At 40.9% G+C, this 15,687-nt stretch carries 12 protein-coding genes, 1 tRNA gene and 1 pseudogene; 11 read left to right on the top strand and 3 right to left on the bottom strand.

Annotated features, from left to right (window positions below; translation table 11 throughout):
• From V7K73_RS28150 to V7K73_RS28110, 9 genes and pseudogenes are all read left to right on the top strand, one after another.
• Positions 1-213: pseudogene (locus V7K73_RS28150) on the top strand (hypothetical protein); the annotation flags it as partial.
• A 177-nt stretch (positions 214-390) separates the two neighbouring features.
• On the top strand, positions 391-1,641 hold the full coding sequence (locus tag V7K73_RS28145) for a glycoside hydrolase family 10 protein (protein WP_334885124.1): 1,251 nt from the start codon (positions 391-393) through the stop codon (positions 1,639-1,641).
• A 132-nt stretch (positions 1,642-1,773) separates the two neighbouring features.
• Positions 1,774-2,337 carry a hypothetical protein gene (locus tag V7K73_RS28140; RefSeq protein ID WP_334885136.1) on the top strand — a complete coding sequence of 188 codons (564 nt, stop codon included), beginning with the start codon at positions 1,774-1,776 and terminating at the stop codon, positions 2,335-2,337.
• 339 nt (positions 2,338-2,676) lie between these two features.
• Positions 2,677-4,914: a sensor histidine kinase gene (locus tag V7K73_RS28135; RefSeq protein ID WP_334885122.1), complete on the top strand. Its 2,238-nt coding sequence runs from the start codon at positions 2,677-2,679 to the stop codon at positions 4,912-4,914.
• A gap of 62 nt (positions 4,915-4,976) precedes the next feature.
• A tRNA-Lys gene (locus V7K73_RS28130) sits at positions 4,977-5,048 on the top strand.
• 549 nt (positions 5,049-5,597) lie between these two features.
• Positions 5,598-7,136: a type I restriction-modification system subunit M gene (locus tag V7K73_RS28125; RefSeq protein ID WP_334885120.1), complete on the top strand. Its 1,539-nt coding sequence runs from the start codon at positions 5,598-5,600 to the stop codon at positions 7,134-7,136.
• 105 nt (positions 7,137-7,241) lie between these two features.
• Complete coding sequence (locus V7K73_RS28120) at positions 7,242-7,820, top strand: Uma2 family endonuclease (protein ID WP_334885134.1); 579 nt, start codon at positions 7,242-7,244, stop codon at positions 7,818-7,820.
• Positions 7,821-8,747: a hypothetical protein gene (locus V7K73_RS28115; RefSeq protein WP_334885119.1), complete on the top strand. Its 927-nt coding sequence runs from the start codon at positions 7,821-7,823 to the stop codon at positions 8,745-8,747. It begins immediately after the preceding gene.
• A 132-nt stretch (positions 8,748-8,879) separates the two neighbouring features.
• Positions 8,880-10,205, top strand: coding sequence for a restriction endonuclease subunit S (locus V7K73_RS28110; protein ID WP_334885117.1), 1,326 nt, complete (start codon positions 8,880-8,882; stop codon positions 10,203-10,205).
• A 3-nt stretch (positions 10,206-10,208) separates the two neighbouring features.
• On the opposite strand, the gene V7K73_RS28105 is transcribed toward V7K73_RS28110, so the two are convergent.
• The 3 genes from V7K73_RS28105 to V7K73_RS28095 form a co-directional block, all read right to left on the bottom strand.
• Entirely contained in the window at positions 10,209-10,571 is a 363-nt protein-coding gene (locus V7K73_RS28105; protein WP_334885115.1) for a hypothetical protein, read from the bottom strand.
• A 36-nt stretch (positions 10,572-10,607) separates the two neighbouring features.
• Positions 10,608-10,967, bottom strand: a complete 360-nt coding sequence (locus V7K73_RS28100; RefSeq protein WP_334885113.1) for a papain fold toxin domain-containing protein — start codon at positions 10,965-10,967, stop codon at positions 10,608-10,610.
• A 73-nt stretch (positions 10,968-11,040) separates the two neighbouring features.
• Positions 11,041-11,298 carry a type II toxin-antitoxin system ParD family antitoxin gene (locus V7K73_RS28095; RefSeq protein WP_334885111.1) on the bottom strand — a complete coding sequence of 86 codons (258 nt, stop codon included), beginning with the start codon at positions 11,296-11,298 and terminating at the stop codon, positions 11,041-11,043.
• Positions 11,299-11,451: 153 nt separating this feature from the next.
• Here V7K73_RS28095 and V7K73_RS28090 point away from each other — a divergent pair, with 153 nt between their 5' ends.
• A complete protein-coding gene (locus V7K73_RS28090) occupies positions 11,452-14,841 on the top strand; it encodes a type I restriction endonuclease subunit R (protein WP_334885110.1) in 3,390 nt (1,129 codons plus the stop codon).
• Positions 14,838-15,533, top strand: a complete 696-nt coding sequence (locus V7K73_RS28085; protein WP_334885108.1) for a M48 family metallopeptidase — start codon at positions 14,838-14,840, stop codon at positions 15,531-15,533. The genes V7K73_RS28090 and V7K73_RS28085 overlap by 4 nt, the downstream gene beginning before the upstream one ends.
• The last annotated feature ends 154 nt before the right edge of the window (positions 15,534-15,687 follow it).

Genomic DNA, 15,687 nt, shown 5'->3' with positions numbered 1-15,687 from the left:
TTTGGAGTTTGGAGTTTGGAGTTTGGAGTTTGGAGTTTGGAGTTTGGAGTTTGGAGTTTGGAGTTTGGAGTTTGGAGTTTGGAGTTTGGAGTTTTGAGTTTGGAGTTTGGAGTTTGGAGTTTGGAGTTTGGAGTTTGGAGTTTGGAGTTTGGAGTTTGGAGTTTGGAGTTTGGAGTTTGGAGTTTGGAGTTTATCAGATTTTGGTATCGTTAAGTATATTCATGACCAAAATTGGCTCCGTATTATTTCAACTATTCTGACCTCTAACTCCTGAGTTCTGATTCCTGACTCCTGAATTCTCAATCATTATTTCTTTACATCACCCGGAGGATTATAACTTTATTTTGTAGTTATATATAATATTCCGATCGCACTAGGTCAGGCTTACAAATGAATCGGGTTGCTCGTCGTTGTGTTTCTTACTTACTGTGTTTGGGATTAGTAGTCATTTTAACAGTTTTTTCCCCCTCTTCAATGCCAGTTTATTCCCAAAATATAAGCCCTTTAACTACAGAAATTCGCGGCGTTTGGCTCACTAATGTTGCTAGTGGTGTACTATTTATTCCTTGGGGTATTAACCGTGCTATAAACCAATTATCGACTCTCAACTTTAATACAATTTATCCTGTAGTTTGGAACCGAGGACATACTTTTTATAAGAGTGCTGTAGCTAAAATGACTACAGGCTCAGAGACTCAACCTTTGCTCAACTTCATGCACGGTGGACAGGATGTTTTAGCAAAGATAGTGACACTTGCCAAAAATAAAGATTTGAGAGTAATTCCCTGGTTTGAATACGGGTTTATGACGCCGCATTATTCACAATTAGCAAGGCGTTATCCCGACTGGTTGACAATTGGGCAAGAAGGGATAAAATCTACCCAAGATGCTCCACCAGAAGAAATCGGTAATGTTTTGGTTAGTAAGGTGGCTTGGTTAAATCCCTTACATCCGCAAGTGCAAGAGTTTATTCAAGAGTTAATTTTAGAAGTAGTCAGAAATTACGATGTGGATGGTATTCAGCTTGACGATCATTTTGGGATGCCGGTACAGTTTGGCTACGATCGCTTCACTATTGAACTCTACCAGCAAGAGCATCAAGGCAAAAGCCCCCCAACTGATCCTTTTAACTCAGAATGGATGCGGTGGCGAGCAGACAAAATTACTGATTTTATGGCAGAAATCTATCAAGCTGTCAAGGCAGTTAAACCTAAAGTTAGAATATCTCTGTCTCCTAACTATCAAGCTTTTGCCTACAAATACTATTTGCAAGATTGGGAAAATTGGGTAAAAAAAGGCTTAGTTAATGAGTTAATTTTGCAGGTGTATCGCAATGACAAAAACTCTTTTATCGCTCAACTGGAACAATCATCGATAAAATTGGCTCAAAGTCTAATACCTGTGGGTATTGGCATATCAACGGGAACGGTGCGTAATCCTGTGAAAATGGCACAAATTAGAGAACAAGTTCAAGTGGTGCGCGATCGCAATTTTGATGGTATCTCCTTTTTTTACTGGGAGAGTCTCTGGGGTTACATTGTACCGGAATCACCCCAACAGCGACGCAAAGGTTTTTTTGATCTGTTTAATGCTAAAACTGTCAGACTAACTAGGTCGGCGAGAAAAAACCAAACTATGTAACGAAAAGTAAAATCTCTGTATTTAGCTCGTAGTTGCGCTTTAGCGCATCCGGATAAGGATGCGCTAAAGCGCAACTACAAACCAGTGATGATTATTTACGCCGACTTACTTATTACAAACAAAGAAACTTTGATGCCATTCGCGTCCGAAAATACTAGATTTAGCTTTATATTGCTGTGGACTTTTGCTACTTTTGGCGGTTTTTTATTAAGTTTACTGTTTATTGAAGTTGGCGATAAACCAGATATTGGAGTGGTAGAGGCGGCTATCGGCGGATTTATAATTGCACTTCCTCAAGGTTGTCTTCTCAAAGAACCTAAGTATTGTATCAGGTGGATTTTGTCAAGTCTTTTAGGTTGGAGTATCATCACCGCTATCGGTATTGGTGCAGTGGGTTGGATAGTCCCTAGCACTCAGATTTTCCCTGTGAGAATGCTGTATGGGGCGGTTTATGGGGCGCTTGGCGGCTTGGGGATTGGATTAGCACAATGGTTAGCAATTCCCCAGCATAACGCGTGGCGATGGATATTTGTCTCTTCGGCAAGTTGGGCTTTTGCTGTCCCCGTGGGTTCTGCTATCGGCACGATCTTACACCGCCTCATGCAGTTATTCTTAGGCGAAGTCATGGGATTAGCTATTACTTGGCTCTTAGTTGGTATCCTCACGGGAATGAATGCTCATAAGTTGCGAACGTAAGTTCCCATTCCCCACTCCCTTTATTAAAAATTGTAAATTAAATTGATGTATACTGATGCTTGCACTTAGATATATGCAAAAATCTGAAAAAACTGTTAAAAACTTATTTTCAGTAAGTTTGCCCTAATCTGCAAATGTATTTTCGCCTTCAAAAAGCAGGATTTGTTAAGCTGACTTTTATTAGCTTTCCTAGATTTCTGACAAGAAGTAGAGAAAGATCCAAATTTCGATGAGCAACAGCTGACAAGACTTTGCTATAGGCGCTAAAGTGCATCGACTACAAGCATAACCACAAGAGAGCGCCTAGAAGAGTCAGTAATACCAGACAGGGACTCTCGCATGAATATAAATCCAACGGAATCAACTATGGAGTTGACAAAATTATCACCACCTCAGATGCTCTTTGGCACAGAAGTAGATGAGAAAAGTAGTAGTGAGCAATTTCTACTGAGCATGTACGATTCTGTGCAAGCATCAATATTTGTAGTTGATGTTTTAGAGGACGGAGATTTTCGATATGTGGCACTTAATCCCACTCATGAGCGGTGGATAGGCATTCACTCAGATGATCTCCGGGGGAAAAAACCAGAGGATATTCTCTCCGCCATCGATGCCGCTAAGGTACGTCAACATTATGCTGAATGTGTGCTATTCGGCAAAACTATTTCTTACGAACAATGTTTGCAATTCCAGGGGGTTCCGACTTGGTGGAGTACGACTCTCACCCCGCTAAGGGATGCTAACTCTCGGATTTATCGACTGATTGGTACTAGTAGCAATATTACTCCTGTGAAGCAAGCAGAACAAGTAGTTGGACTTCAGGTTGAACGGGAGCAACTACTTTTTGCGATCGCAGCCCGAATTCACCAATCTGTAGAATTTGAGACAATTCTGCATCAGACAACAATAGAACTGCGACAATTTTTGAATTGCGATCGCGTCCTAATTTATCGCTTCGAGGCTGATAGCAGTGGAGTAATCATAGCCGAATCAACTGTGACTGATCCCCTGTTGGGAAAAAACATCACCGATCCCTGCTTTAGTGGCAATCCAGAACACTACGGGCGAGGTTGCATTCAAGTTGTTGAAGATATTTATGCATCTGGGTTACATCCTTGCCATATAGATTTTCTGGCATCTTTGCAGGTGAGAGCTAATCTAGTCGTGCCGATTTTCAAAGAGCAAGATATGTGGGGGCTATTGATTGCCCAGCACTGTCACCAATCGCGTCAATGGCAGCAAACAGAAACCGATTTACTCAAACAGTTGGCAACTCAAATCGGCATTGCTGCTGAACAGACAGAACTTCGTCAGCAAATCAACGATCTCGAAGCAAAGTTGGAGTTGCAAAAACAGAAGCAAAAAAATCAGTTGCAGCAGGTGCGATTTCAAGCCTTGGTGCGACGCATGACAGAACAAATCCGCGACAGCCTAGATGAAACTCAGGTGTTGCAGACAGTGACTCAGGAATTAGCAGAGTTACTCAACCTTGACCGTTGCCAAATCGAACTCTATAGCACCTGTGAAACTCTGGTTACCATTACCTACGAGTACAGCATTAACCTACCTCAGTGTGAAGGATTGACTAAAAAGATTGCAGACCGTCTTGAAGTTTATCAGCCACTGTTGCAAAAACAACCATTGCAATTTTTAGAAATTGTGCCGGGATGGCAACCAAAGCTATTGGTTATGTCCCAGATGGCTTGTCCAATTTTCGATACTCAAGGGATTTTAGGAAACATTTGGTTGACAAGACCATCACAAGAGGCATTTGATGAATTTGAAATCGAGTTAGTGCAGCAGGTAGCAAGTGAATGTGCGATCGCCATTCGTCAAGCCCAGCTTTACAAACAAACCCAAGCACAGGTAAAAGAATTAGAAAAATGCGATCAACTCAAAAACCAATTTCTCAGAACCCTGTCCCAAGAACTGCGGACACCAATAACTAGCATCAGCCTTGCAGCCCAAACCCTCGAAAGTGTCCTCACACCAGCAGAAATATTAGAGATAGAAATAGTTCCACAACTCTTGCAGATATTGCATAACGAGTGTGCGCGAGAAAGCAAGTTAATCAACGATCTACTTACACTCACATATCTAGAAGCCGAACCCGATCCCCCAACTTTGATTGCTATTGACTTACAAAGTTGGTTTCACCCCATTATCGAGTCTTTTCGACACCTCACCAACTGCCAGCGACAGCAGTTATACCTGAGTGTTGATCCTGCACTCCCGCTTTTAGAAACAGATATCACCGATCTGGAGCGGATTATCACCGAACTACTCAGCCATGTCTGCAAATATACCCCAGCAGGCGAGTCTGTCACAGTCTCTGCTCACCTGAGAGGGGATGCAGTAGAGCTTAATATTAGCAATTCGGGGCTAGAGCTTACCAGCAATGAACTGTCACGGATATTTGAGCCTTTCTATCACCTTTCCAAACACGATCCTTGGAAACATAGCGGCACTGGACTCGAATTGGCATTAGTCCAGAAAATGGTCAGACATTTAGGCGGCTCAATTTATGTAGAGAGTGGAGCCGGTCAAACCACCTTCACCATCAAATTCCCGCTTTAATTCATTTTTTGGGCGCGGCACTAGCTAATTTATCAGGAGTCTGCTATGATGGTTATTCGTGTGGGTGACTAGCTCAACGGTAGAGCAGTAGACTCTTAATCTATTGGTTGCGGGTTCAAATCCCTCGTCACCCACTTTTAACTGCTGTGCGCGGGTTTAAGTCCCCCGGTTCTGTAATCGGTAAGTTTTGTATTGGGGTTCAAATCCCCCGAAGTAATGCGAGTCGGAAACCGTCCCCACAACAGCACTCTTCATTACAAAACTTAATTACGAATTACGAATTACGAATTACGAATTACGAATTACGAATTATTTTAATGTATTTTGTACATTAACTAATTATTTGTCACTGTTAACAGATTATTGTGACTTCTCACTAATTAATCTCATTGTTAAGAGATTAATAAGCTGTTCCACATTTAACTTGCATATATTGGGCGCTCGTGTCGCCCACCCCACAAGAAATGTACAATTTCAAATTATGCAAACTAGATGTGGTTTAGCTTATCATCTTTAAGAAATTAATGGCACTTTAGAGAACTAGGATGTAACTTTCCTATAATACACGAGCGTATAGCTAGCAAGTTGAAAGATTAGACTTCAGCAAATTGGAAGTGTGTTGGAGTGTTTCTCAACAAGAGATATACTGGCAAAGCATTAATGTCGCAATCTCAGCATTTACTATGGGCAAACTCACGCTGCCGCAACTAGAACGTCATCTTTTTTCTGCTGCGGATATTCTGCGGGGAAAGATGGATGCTTCAGACTTTAAAGAATACATCTTCGGGATGCTTTTTTTAAAACGCGCCTCGGATGTATTTGAGCCGCAATATGAGCAGATTTTGCAGCAGAATTTGCAAAGGGGAAGGACACAAGAAGAAGCAAACATGAGGGCAGAAAGCCCCATCAGTTACCAAGAAACTTTTTTTGTACCAGAAAAAGCGCGGTGGGCATATATTCGTGATCAGCTACATAAAAACGTCGGACAAGGGCTAAATGATGCTTTGACGGCATTTGAGGAAAGTAACGAAGCGCTCACAGGTGTATTAAAACATATTGATTTTAATCGTCAAGCTGGTAAAAATCGGATTCCTGATGTCAAATTGCGCGAACTGATTAAACACTTCAATAAATATCGTTTGCGAAATGAGGATTTTGTATTTCCTGATTTGCTGGGTGCGGCTTACGAATACCTGATTAAAGAGTTTGCAGATTCAGCCGGGAAAAAAGGCGGCGAGTTTTATACGCCGCGTGAAGTAGTGCAGCTGATGGTGCGCCTGTTAAAACCTCAACCTGGGATGTCAGTTTACGATCCCTGTTGTGGTTCTGGGGGAATGTTGATTCAGTCCAAGCAATATGTAGAAGAATCCGGTCGTGATGCCAGAAATTTAGCACTATACGGTCAAGATAATAACGGCGGCGTATGGGCAATTTGCAAAATTAATATGCTGCTGCACGGGATTCGAGATGCAGATATACATAATGACGATACTCTGTTTAATCCCTTGCATATTGCTGACGGTGAACTAATCCGCTTTGAGCGAGTAATCAGTAATCCGCCTTTTTCTCAAAACTATAGCCGCGAAGGAATGCAATTTTCTGGACGCTTTACGCATGGTTATTGTCCTGAGACGGGTAAAAAAGCAGATTTGATGTTTGCCCAGCACATGTTAGCTGTTCTCAAAACTGATGGGATGATGGCGACAGTAATGCCGCATGGGGTGCTGTTTCGCGGCGGAGAAGAAAAGAAAATTCGGGAGAGTTTTATTAAAAACGATCAATTAGAGGCGGTGATTGGCTTACCACCCAATTTGTTTTATGGTACTGGTATCCCTGCCTGTATTTTGGTGATGTGTCCACAAGGGGCGAAACCAGTTGAACGCCAGGGAAAAGTTTTGTTTATTAATGCTGATGCTGAATATTATGCAGGTCGCGCTCAAAATTATTTGCGTCCTGAGCATATCGAAAAGATTTCCTGGGTGTTTGAAAATTTTCTGTCTTTATCAGGATATTCGGCAGTAGTAACTAAAGAAGAATTAAGAGATAACGATTACAACTGCAATATCCGCCGCTATGCTGACAACGCGCCACCGCCAGAACCGCACGATGTACGGGCGCATTTGTTGGGGGGAATTCCTAAAGTAGAGGTGGAGGCTAAATCTTCGCTATTAGCAGCACATGGGTTTGATGCAACTAGGATTTTTGTGGGAAGAAAGACCTAACCCCCTAGCCCCCTTACCTTATAGGGAAGGGGGAAATTCAAAGCCTCTCTCCTAAAAGGAGAGAGGAATGGAAGTGAGGTCAATATTTAATTTTGATGGTGTTTAATTATGACTGTAACCTTACAATTACCTCCTAATCTGCAATTTACTGATGAGGAATTTGCACAAATTGTCGCTGTGAATAAGGAATTACGACTAGAGTTAACTGCTGAAGGGGAATTAATTATCATGTCACCTACTGGGGGAGAAACGGGAAACCGTAATTTTGAACTGTATCTTGATTTAGGAGTTTGGAACAGACAAAATAAGCTCGGAAAAGCTTTTGATTCTTCTACTGGGTTTAAACTGCCAAATGGAGCAACTCGTTCACCTGATGCTTCTTGGGTAAAAATAGAAAGATGGGATGCTCTTACCCAAGAACAAAGAAGGAAATTTCTCCCTTTGTGTCCTGATTTTGCAGTGGAATTAGTTTCTGAAACTGATGATGTGGAAGATACTAAAGCTAAGATGCAAGAATATTTAGCAAATGGCTTACAACTGGGTTGGTTAATTAACCCTAAAGATAAACAAGTAATCATTTATCGCCCAAATCTTGCACCAGAAGTTTTACAATCTCCCACAAGTTTATCCGGTGAAGATATTCTCCCTGGTTTTGTTTTAAATTTACAGCAGATTTTTACATAGATGAATGATTATCTTGATTTTATTTCTCCAATCACAGAACGTTCTCAAATTAAAACTTTTATAGAATCTGATGCTGGTGTGCAGCAGCAAGAAGGCAAACTTTATAATATGTTTGCTGCTTGGTGGCAAGTACACTCGGCTAGTTTGGGTGAGTTGCCGAAAACTAAAAAGGTGATGGAACTCCGCGCGGAGTTTTTTAGTTCTTTTGTGGATAGTTTGCAACCTGTGGGATTACTTGACCGCTTTAAAGTGGCGGGTGTGGTTGCTAGTTGGTGGAACGAACAGAGGTATGAACTAAGAACTTTATCAGAGTCAGATTTTGGTGGTTTAGTTGATAGTTGGGTAGATACAATTAAAGATGCTTTAGAGCAAGATGATGATGAGAAGAAAAAGCAGACAAAATTTGACCCTCTAAATCATAAATTGGTTGGGCGATTGATGCCGGATTATTTACAAGATATTGCTGAAGCTGAGGCGAAAATTGCGGAATTAGAACAGCAAAAGTCAGCTTTTGAGCAAGGAGAGGAAGCTGAGGCGGATGTTGAAGAAGGTGAAGAATCAGAAGCGGTTAATATTGTCAAGGATTTAGAGACAGACCTTAAGTATATAAAAAATTTGATTAAAGAGCCGAAGAAAGAACTCAAGATTTTAAAGAAGACACCTTTATTAAATAAGGATAAAATTGCTGAACTTGAGATTTTTATTGAAGAGAATGAAGTGGAGATTGCCGAAATAGAAGCGCAACTAGAACCCTATAAGAAAATTGTTCAGCAGTTGAAAGAAGCAAAGGCAAAATTAAAGACGTTAAAGAATGAATTGGTGAAGCGTTTGGAAGGGGCGCGGGCTGCTTTGAGTAATGAAGATTGTCAGGATTTTTTTGAGGGGTGGCGATTATTCCAGCAGTATGAAGTCTTATTCGCTAACTGATTGTGTTTCGTTTGTGGTAATGAAACAGTTGGGAATTCGTACAGCTTTAAGTTTTGACAAGCATTTTGTTCAGGCTGGTTTTGAAAAGCTACCCTGAAAGCTGGTTAAATGAGCTTTTGCAGGGGTTGGGGTATGCGTGAGGTTTTGGTTAAGAATGAGGAGTTTAAGGATTCGGCTATTGGCAGGATTCCGAAAGATTGGGAAGTAAAAACTTTACGAGAACTCTCTGTTAGTGGTATTTCCAACGGTTTCTTTAAAAAACCAGAATTAGTTGGTTCAGGTTATCCTCTCGTTAACGTCTTTGATTTATATCAAGATTTTGGTATTGATTTAAGTTTAGTAGAACGGGTTAATGCTACTGAAAAAGAACAAAGTAAATATGCGATTCAACCAGGAGACTGTTTTTTTACTCGAAGCTCTCTTGTTTTATCTGGGATAGCACATTGTAATATCATTCGTAGTTTACCGGAAGCTGCTTTGTTTGAATGCCATTTGATGAGAGTGCGTCCAGACAAGAATAAGGTGATTCCTGAATTTCTTGCTTTATGGTGTCGTTCATCATGGGCAAAGAAGTTTTTGATGAGTCGGGCTAAACAAGTCACTATGACTACTATTTCTCAGCCTGACATTGCGCCTTTGCCTGTTCCTTTACCATCTAAAAAAGAACAGGAAGGTATTGCTGAGATTTTGGATACGGTGGATGATACGATCGCACGCACATCTTCCCTTATTATAAAACTTAAACAAACCAAAGCCGGACTACTGCAAGACTTGCTCACACGCGGGTTAGATGACGATGGCAAATTGAGAGATCCACAGGCGCATCCTGAACAGTTCAAAGATTCGGCGCTGGGACAAATCCCGAAAGATTGGGAAGTCAAACCTCTGTCTGAATTGGCTGATGTAGATAGAGGAAAGTTTACTCATAGACCTCGGAATGATCCTCGTTTTTATGATGGTTCATATCCATTTATTCAAACAGGAGATATTACAAAAGTCACAGGAGGAATACTTACAACATATAGTCAAACTTTAAACAAACGTGGGATTACGGTAAGCTGTGAATTTCCTATTAATACTATTGCAATTACTATCGCAGCTAATATTGCGGATACAGCAATTCTTGGTATTCCTATGTTTTTTCCTGATAGTGTTGTTGGAGCAGTTGTCAAAGCACCAAATAGTGTTCGCTATATAGAACTATGTATCCGTTGTGCTAAACAGCAACTAGATGCACGCGCACCACAAAGCGCCCAGAAAAACATTAATCTTGAAGATTTGCGGCCTCTTTTAATTATTGTTCCAGAACCTACAGAACAATATAAAATTGCCCAGATATATGAAGAACACAATACTCGCATCCGCACAGAAGAAGCCTACCTTAAAAAGCTCAAACTCCAAAAACAAGGACTAATGCAAGACTTATTAACTGGTAAAGTGCGGGTGAAAAATCTCTAGATATCAACTTTTATTAGTAACCTCATAACTAGCAGTTACCTTCCGTTGAGGTTCTAAACTTTTATCTCGATTTTGAAACTCATCTAACAACCGATAGAAACTATTTAAACCCTCTTGTTCACTCCCACAGTGGAGCATAATAATCTTTGCCCAAGAGTTAGAAGTTGATACATGATATTTTTTCTGTACCCAAGGCTGAAACTCTTGATAAAAATCCATTTCTTCCTCAGTTGCTTTAACTTCTAATTCTCTTAAGGCGGTTTTAAAACCAACTAAAAAATGAAACAGATCGCTAACAGAAGCACGCCCGATATACATTCCTGGCTTAGATTTAATTTTTTGCAAGATTTCAAATAATTTACTCATCTTAATTTTTTCCTACTAGCTACTAATATTTCAATTCTAAAGCTCATCTAAATAGTCAATCAGAAAATCTCCACTAGGACATTGAAAATCATTTAGCCAATCTTCTTGAGTCAATCCCTCCGTAGAGAGATTATCAAATATTCTTCTTTTAACCTCTACTCCGTAATGAATTCCATTCAGTGTAATCGAATCGGTTATTCCCTGATTTTCAAGACGTGTACTAATTATATAATCTTCACCATACGGGGTTTGAATTTTAACAATTGTGCCATTGATACCATTTTCTTTTAACCACTGCATGACAGCAATAGCGCATTTGTCGCATTTATACAGTTCAAACTGTATAACTATCTTAGCGACTTCCTGATAAATCTCCTCATCAGATAACTGACTCACCCACTCACCCCGGCATTTTATAAATGTATAAATATATCTTGGCTTGCCTTTGGGCTAATAATAATGCGTTGTGTCATTTCTTTTGCTGGCGGAAACGTTGCATCATTTGAGCGCGTTTTTGTTCCCACCACTCATCTGTTACTTCAATCGGTTCACCACTCTCCAAACCCTCCAACAACATCATCTCTAACTTATCTTTATCTGCTTTCTTTTGAGCTTGGCGAACTAAATCACGAATATACTCACTCGCAGTACTGTAACCACCTTTTGCAACCTGCTCATCAATAAAAGCCCGCATTGCATCGGGCAAAGATATGTTAAGTGTCGTCATTGATGCTTAACCTTTTATTTTTCGATATTCGTATTATGGCAAAAATTGCCAATATATGCCAAGTCACAAAATGGGCGGTTAGAAACCGCGTCTACACAAACAAAACCCACCTCCGTGGGTTAAAAAGCCTTAATTTTCTTTTAGTCCGCGTAGGTGGTCACTGAGCCTGTCGAAGTGCGGACGAAAGCCTGTGTAGCCGCGTTCGCCCTACAGCCCTTTGGGCATCCTACGGCAGGCGGGCCGGAGGCTCTATTCCATTCGCCGAGGCTGTTGAGCTTGGTACAAAATATATTAGGTGTATCCTTTAATGTAAAAACTATCACCATGTCACAACCAACCCCAGAATATACTCATGTAGAAAAACCCATCATTCAACAACTCACAAGTATGGGATGGCAATATATACAAGGCAGTTGGGACAATCCCGCAATTACCGAACGGGAAAACTTTAAGCAAGTTTTACTGACTGAACGCCTCAAAGCCGCTATTAAACGCATTAACTTAGATGACAACGGTAATCCCTGGCTAGATGATATACAAGTTCAAACCGCAGTCAGTCAGTTAGAACGCCTGGGTGCAAATAGATTAATGGAAGCCAACCAAGCCGCTACAGAATTGCTACTCAAAGGAACGACAGTTTTAGGAGAAGACGGCAAACAGCACACCGTTCATTTTATTGAATTTAATCCTGAATATCTTCACCTCAACAATTTTCTCGTCATCAATCAATACCGAGTAAACCCGCCTTGGGCAACTGGTAATCGGGGGTTTATCGTCCCAGACATGGTACTACTTGTTAACGGCATTCCTCTAGTAGTGATTGAATGTAAAAGTCCCAATTTAGATAACCCGATAACTGAAGCAATTCGAGACTTATTGAAATATTCCAACCAACGGGGTAGCAGTCAACCAGAAGGCACAGAAAAATTATTCCACTACAATCTGCTGATGATAGCAGCCTCTAGAGGACGGGCAACAGCCGGAACCATCGGCGCAAATTATGAACATTATGTTGATTGGAAAACTGATCTAACCCCCCTAACTCCCTTTCCCGACAACGGAATGGGGGAAAATGACTCCCCTCCCCTGGCTGGGGAGGGGTTGGGGGAGAGGTCAAATTCTCGCCAAACTCTGATTGTCGGAATGTTGAAACCAGCTAATTTGATCGACATTCTACATAATTTCACTCTATTTAAAACCAGTGGCGATCGCACTATCAAAATTGTCCCCCGTTACCAGCAATATCGGGCAGTTTATAAAGCACTGCACCGACTGCAACATAATCAAACCCGCGCCCAACATGGCACAGATGATCAACGCGGTGGGATTATCTGGCATACTCAAGGCTCAGGTAAAAGCCTGACAATGGTTTACCTAATTCGGAAAATTCGCACTATCCCAGAATTACGCAGTTTCAAAATTGTGGTTGTCACCGATCGCCGCGACTTAGAAAAACAACTCGCAGATACCGCCTTCCTCACCGGGGAACCATTACAAAAGGCTAAAAACGTCAAAAAGCTAGAAAAATACTTGCAACAACCAGGCGCTGGCTTAGTCTTCGGAATGATTCAGAAATTTAAAGGCGGCGAAGATTCTGATGAAGAAGCAGAAATTGAACCGATTCCGAAAAACCTCAAACCTTCCGAAAATATCTTAGTGCTAATTGATGAAGCACACCGTTCTCACGCCAAAACCCTGCACACCAATTTATTAGAAGCCTTACCTAACTGTGTCCGTATCGGCTTTACTGGTACACCGATTGTTAAAGCTGCGAAAAAAACCACGCTGCAAATTTTTGGTTCATTTATCGACGAATACAATATCCGCCAATGCCAAGAGGATAAAGTCACTTTGCCGATTGTTTACGAAGGATTAGAAGCTAGAGGTACTGTAACTCAAGGTGATGACCTCGACAAACTTTTTGAAATTATCTTTGCTGATAAAACCCCAGAAGAACGGGCGCAAATTAAAGCTAAATACGCGACTAAAACTCAAGTTGGCGAAGCACGGGAATTAATTAAAGCCAAAGCTAAAAGTATGCTGCATCATTATATTGAGCGCATTTTAGCAGGAGGCTTTAAAGCGCAAGTTGTCGCCTCTACTCGTCTCGCCGCCGTCCGTTATCAAGAAGCATTTGTGGAAGCGCAACGAGAAATAGTACAGCAGCTAGAACAACGCGCACCCCTTCTGCAAAGTCTCAATATGGAGGCTTTAGAATCGCTTGATGCGGAAACTCGTTTTTTTGCTCAAGCACTCCCACATCTTGAAACCATACGCAAACTAGAATTTGCTACAATCATCTCTGGTGATAAAGGAGATGACGGTAGTTGGAAAAAATGGACAGATAAAAGTCAACAAGAAATTAATATTGAGAAATTTAAAAAGTCTTTAGACCAAGATAGTTTAGGGATTTTAATTGTAAAAAATATGCTGCTAACGGGTTTTGATGCTCCGTTAGAACAAGTTTTATATTTAGACAGGTCACTAAAAGAATACGAATTATTGCAAGCGATCGCTCGTGTTAACCGAGTGTATAATGATAAAAAAACAGAAGGCTTAGTGGTCGATTATTACGGCGTTGATATCGCTGCTGCCCTCTCGGTTTACGAGAATCTTGATACAGAATCTGCCTGGTTTGATATTCGTGCAGAATTGCCAAAGTTGTGCGAAAAACACCAGCAAGTTATTACTCTATTTAGTAAAAATGGCTGCACAATTGATGATGTAGATGCTTGTGTAGACTTGCTCAGAGATGAACGCCTCAGAGTTGAATTTAACGACTATTTCCAAGACTTTCTCAACACTCTCGATACAATACTACCGCGTTCAGAAGCACGTCAGCCCTATAATTTTGTTCGAGATGCCAAAAAACTAGGTTTGATTAAAAAAGCTGTTGCTGACCTCTACAGAGATGAAAAACTTAATCTAGTTAGTGCCAAAGAGAAAGTTAGGGCATTAATAGATCAATATATTCAATCCCAAGGTATTGACCCAAAAGTGCCACCGATTGATATCATGTCACTGGATTTTAAAACCCATGTCCAGCGCCATCGCTCGATTAAAGCCCAAGCCGCAGAAATGGAATTTGCTGCTCGTCACCATATCAGCGTAAATTATGAAGAAGACCCAGTTTACTACAAAAATTTAAGTGAAAAACTAACAGAAATTCTGGAATCTTTAGCTGATAACTGGGAACAAAAAATTGAGGCTTTGCGGAAATATATAGAAATAATCCAAACTGGTCGTACTACAGATGAGACTGGATTAGATCCCAAAACTCAAATGCCATTTCTCAACATTTTAGGTGAATATTCCCAAAAACAACTCCCCGAACTTGCTCAAGCAACTGTGCAAATTGTCGAACATATCCGCCAAGAAGTACGACGGGTAAATTGGGGTAGCCAAATAGTCCAAGAGGATTTAAGAAGGTGGATAGCCGGCTACTTGGATAATCGTGATTTAGTGAGTTACAACCAACTCGAAGAAGTCGCGGATAAATTAGTCCAACTAGCTAGGAGAAATCGTGATAATTTAATGGTATGACAACCATCACCTTTGGCGACTTGAGTTTTGAAATTCGCCACAGTTCCAAACGCCGCACTGTAGGTATTACCGTCGAACGTGACGGTAAATTAGTCTTAGCTTCTCCCCCAGAAGTACCAATAGAAACATTAGAAAAAATTGTCAGCGAGAAACGTTACTGGATTTATAGTAAACTTTTAAAAAAAGAGTCATTGAATCCACCAGTTAGCGTTAAAGAATATGTATCAGGTGAAGGTTTTTATTATCTAGGACGCAGCTATAGGCTTAAAATAGTAGAGCTTGAACAACAGCCATGTTTAAGACTATATCAAAGCCGCTTTGAATTACAACGCCCAGCCCAAGCTCAAGGTAGAGAACACTTTATTAAGTGGTATCGGGAACACCTTCAGCTAATTGTAGAACAACAAATTACTGCACTGATTAAACGAGTTACTACTTCACCTCGTTCAGTACAAGTACGTGAGTTAGGGAATCGTTGGGGTTCTTGCGGACACAAAGGGGATTTATATTTTCACTGGCGAGTAGCAATGCTACCACGAGAGATGATTGAGTATTTGGCAGTTCATGAATTAGTGCATCTAATAGAACCGGATCACAGCACTGCATTTTGGCATAGGGTGGAGCGTATTGTACCAGATTATCTGGAGCGAAAGCAGTGGTTAGCTCAGAATGGGGCAATTTATAACCTTTAGAAAAATAATTAAGAGCGATCGCATTTAGAGGATGTTTGAAAAGTATTTTTCGTAACACCAAAGCCTCGGAAACCTAACACACTGGGACCCCCTTACCTACAAGGCAATGAGGGTTTCAAAGCCTCTCTCGGCTTGTCTAACGACAGGCTGACGC

Origin of the sequence: Nostoc sp. (assembly GCF_036916975.1) — a bacterium.
Classification (GTDB): Bacteria; Cyanobacteriota; Cyanobacteriia; order Cyanobacteriales; family Nostocaceae; genus Nostoc.
The sequence above is the reverse complement of the archived record's forward strand: the minus strand, read 5'-3'. Positions and strand labels throughout refer to the sequence as shown.

Bases quoted from the DNA above. Each gene is read 5' to 3' on its own strand.
- V7K73_RS28115 (WP_334885119.1), top strand. From the start codon at position 7,821: ATGAATGATTATCTTGATTTTATTTCTCCAATCACAGAACGTTCTCAA.
- V7K73_RS28085 (WP_334885108.1), top strand. From the start codon at position 14,838: ATGACAACCATCACCTTTGGCGACTTGAGTTTTGAAATTCGCCACAGT.
- V7K73_RS28140 (WP_334885136.1), top strand. From the start codon at position 1,774: ATGCCATTCGCGTCCGAAAATACTAGATTTAGCTTTATATTGCTGTGG.
- V7K73_RS28135 (WP_334885122.1), top strand. From the start codon at position 2,677: ATGAATATAAATCCAACGGAATCAACTATGGAGTTGACAAAATTATCA.
- V7K73_RS28145 (WP_334885124.1), top strand. From the start codon at position 391: ATGAATCGGGTTGCTCGTCGTTGTGTTTCTTACTTACTGTGTTTGGGA.
- V7K73_RS28095 (WP_334885111.1), bottom strand. From the start codon at position 11,298: ATGACGACACTTAACATATCTTTGCCCGATGCAATGCGGGCTTTTATT.
- V7K73_RS28110 (WP_334885117.1), top strand. From the start codon at position 8,880: ATGCGTGAGGTTTTGGTTAAGAATGAGGAGTTTAAGGATTCGGCTATT.
- V7K73_RS28105 (WP_334885115.1), bottom strand. From the start codon at position 10,571: ATGAGTAAATTATTTGAAATCTTGCAAAAAATTAAATCTAAGCCAGGA.
- V7K73_RS28125 (WP_334885120.1), top strand. From the start codon at position 5,598: ATGGGCAAACTCACGCTGCCGCAACTAGAACGTCATCTTTTTTCTGCT.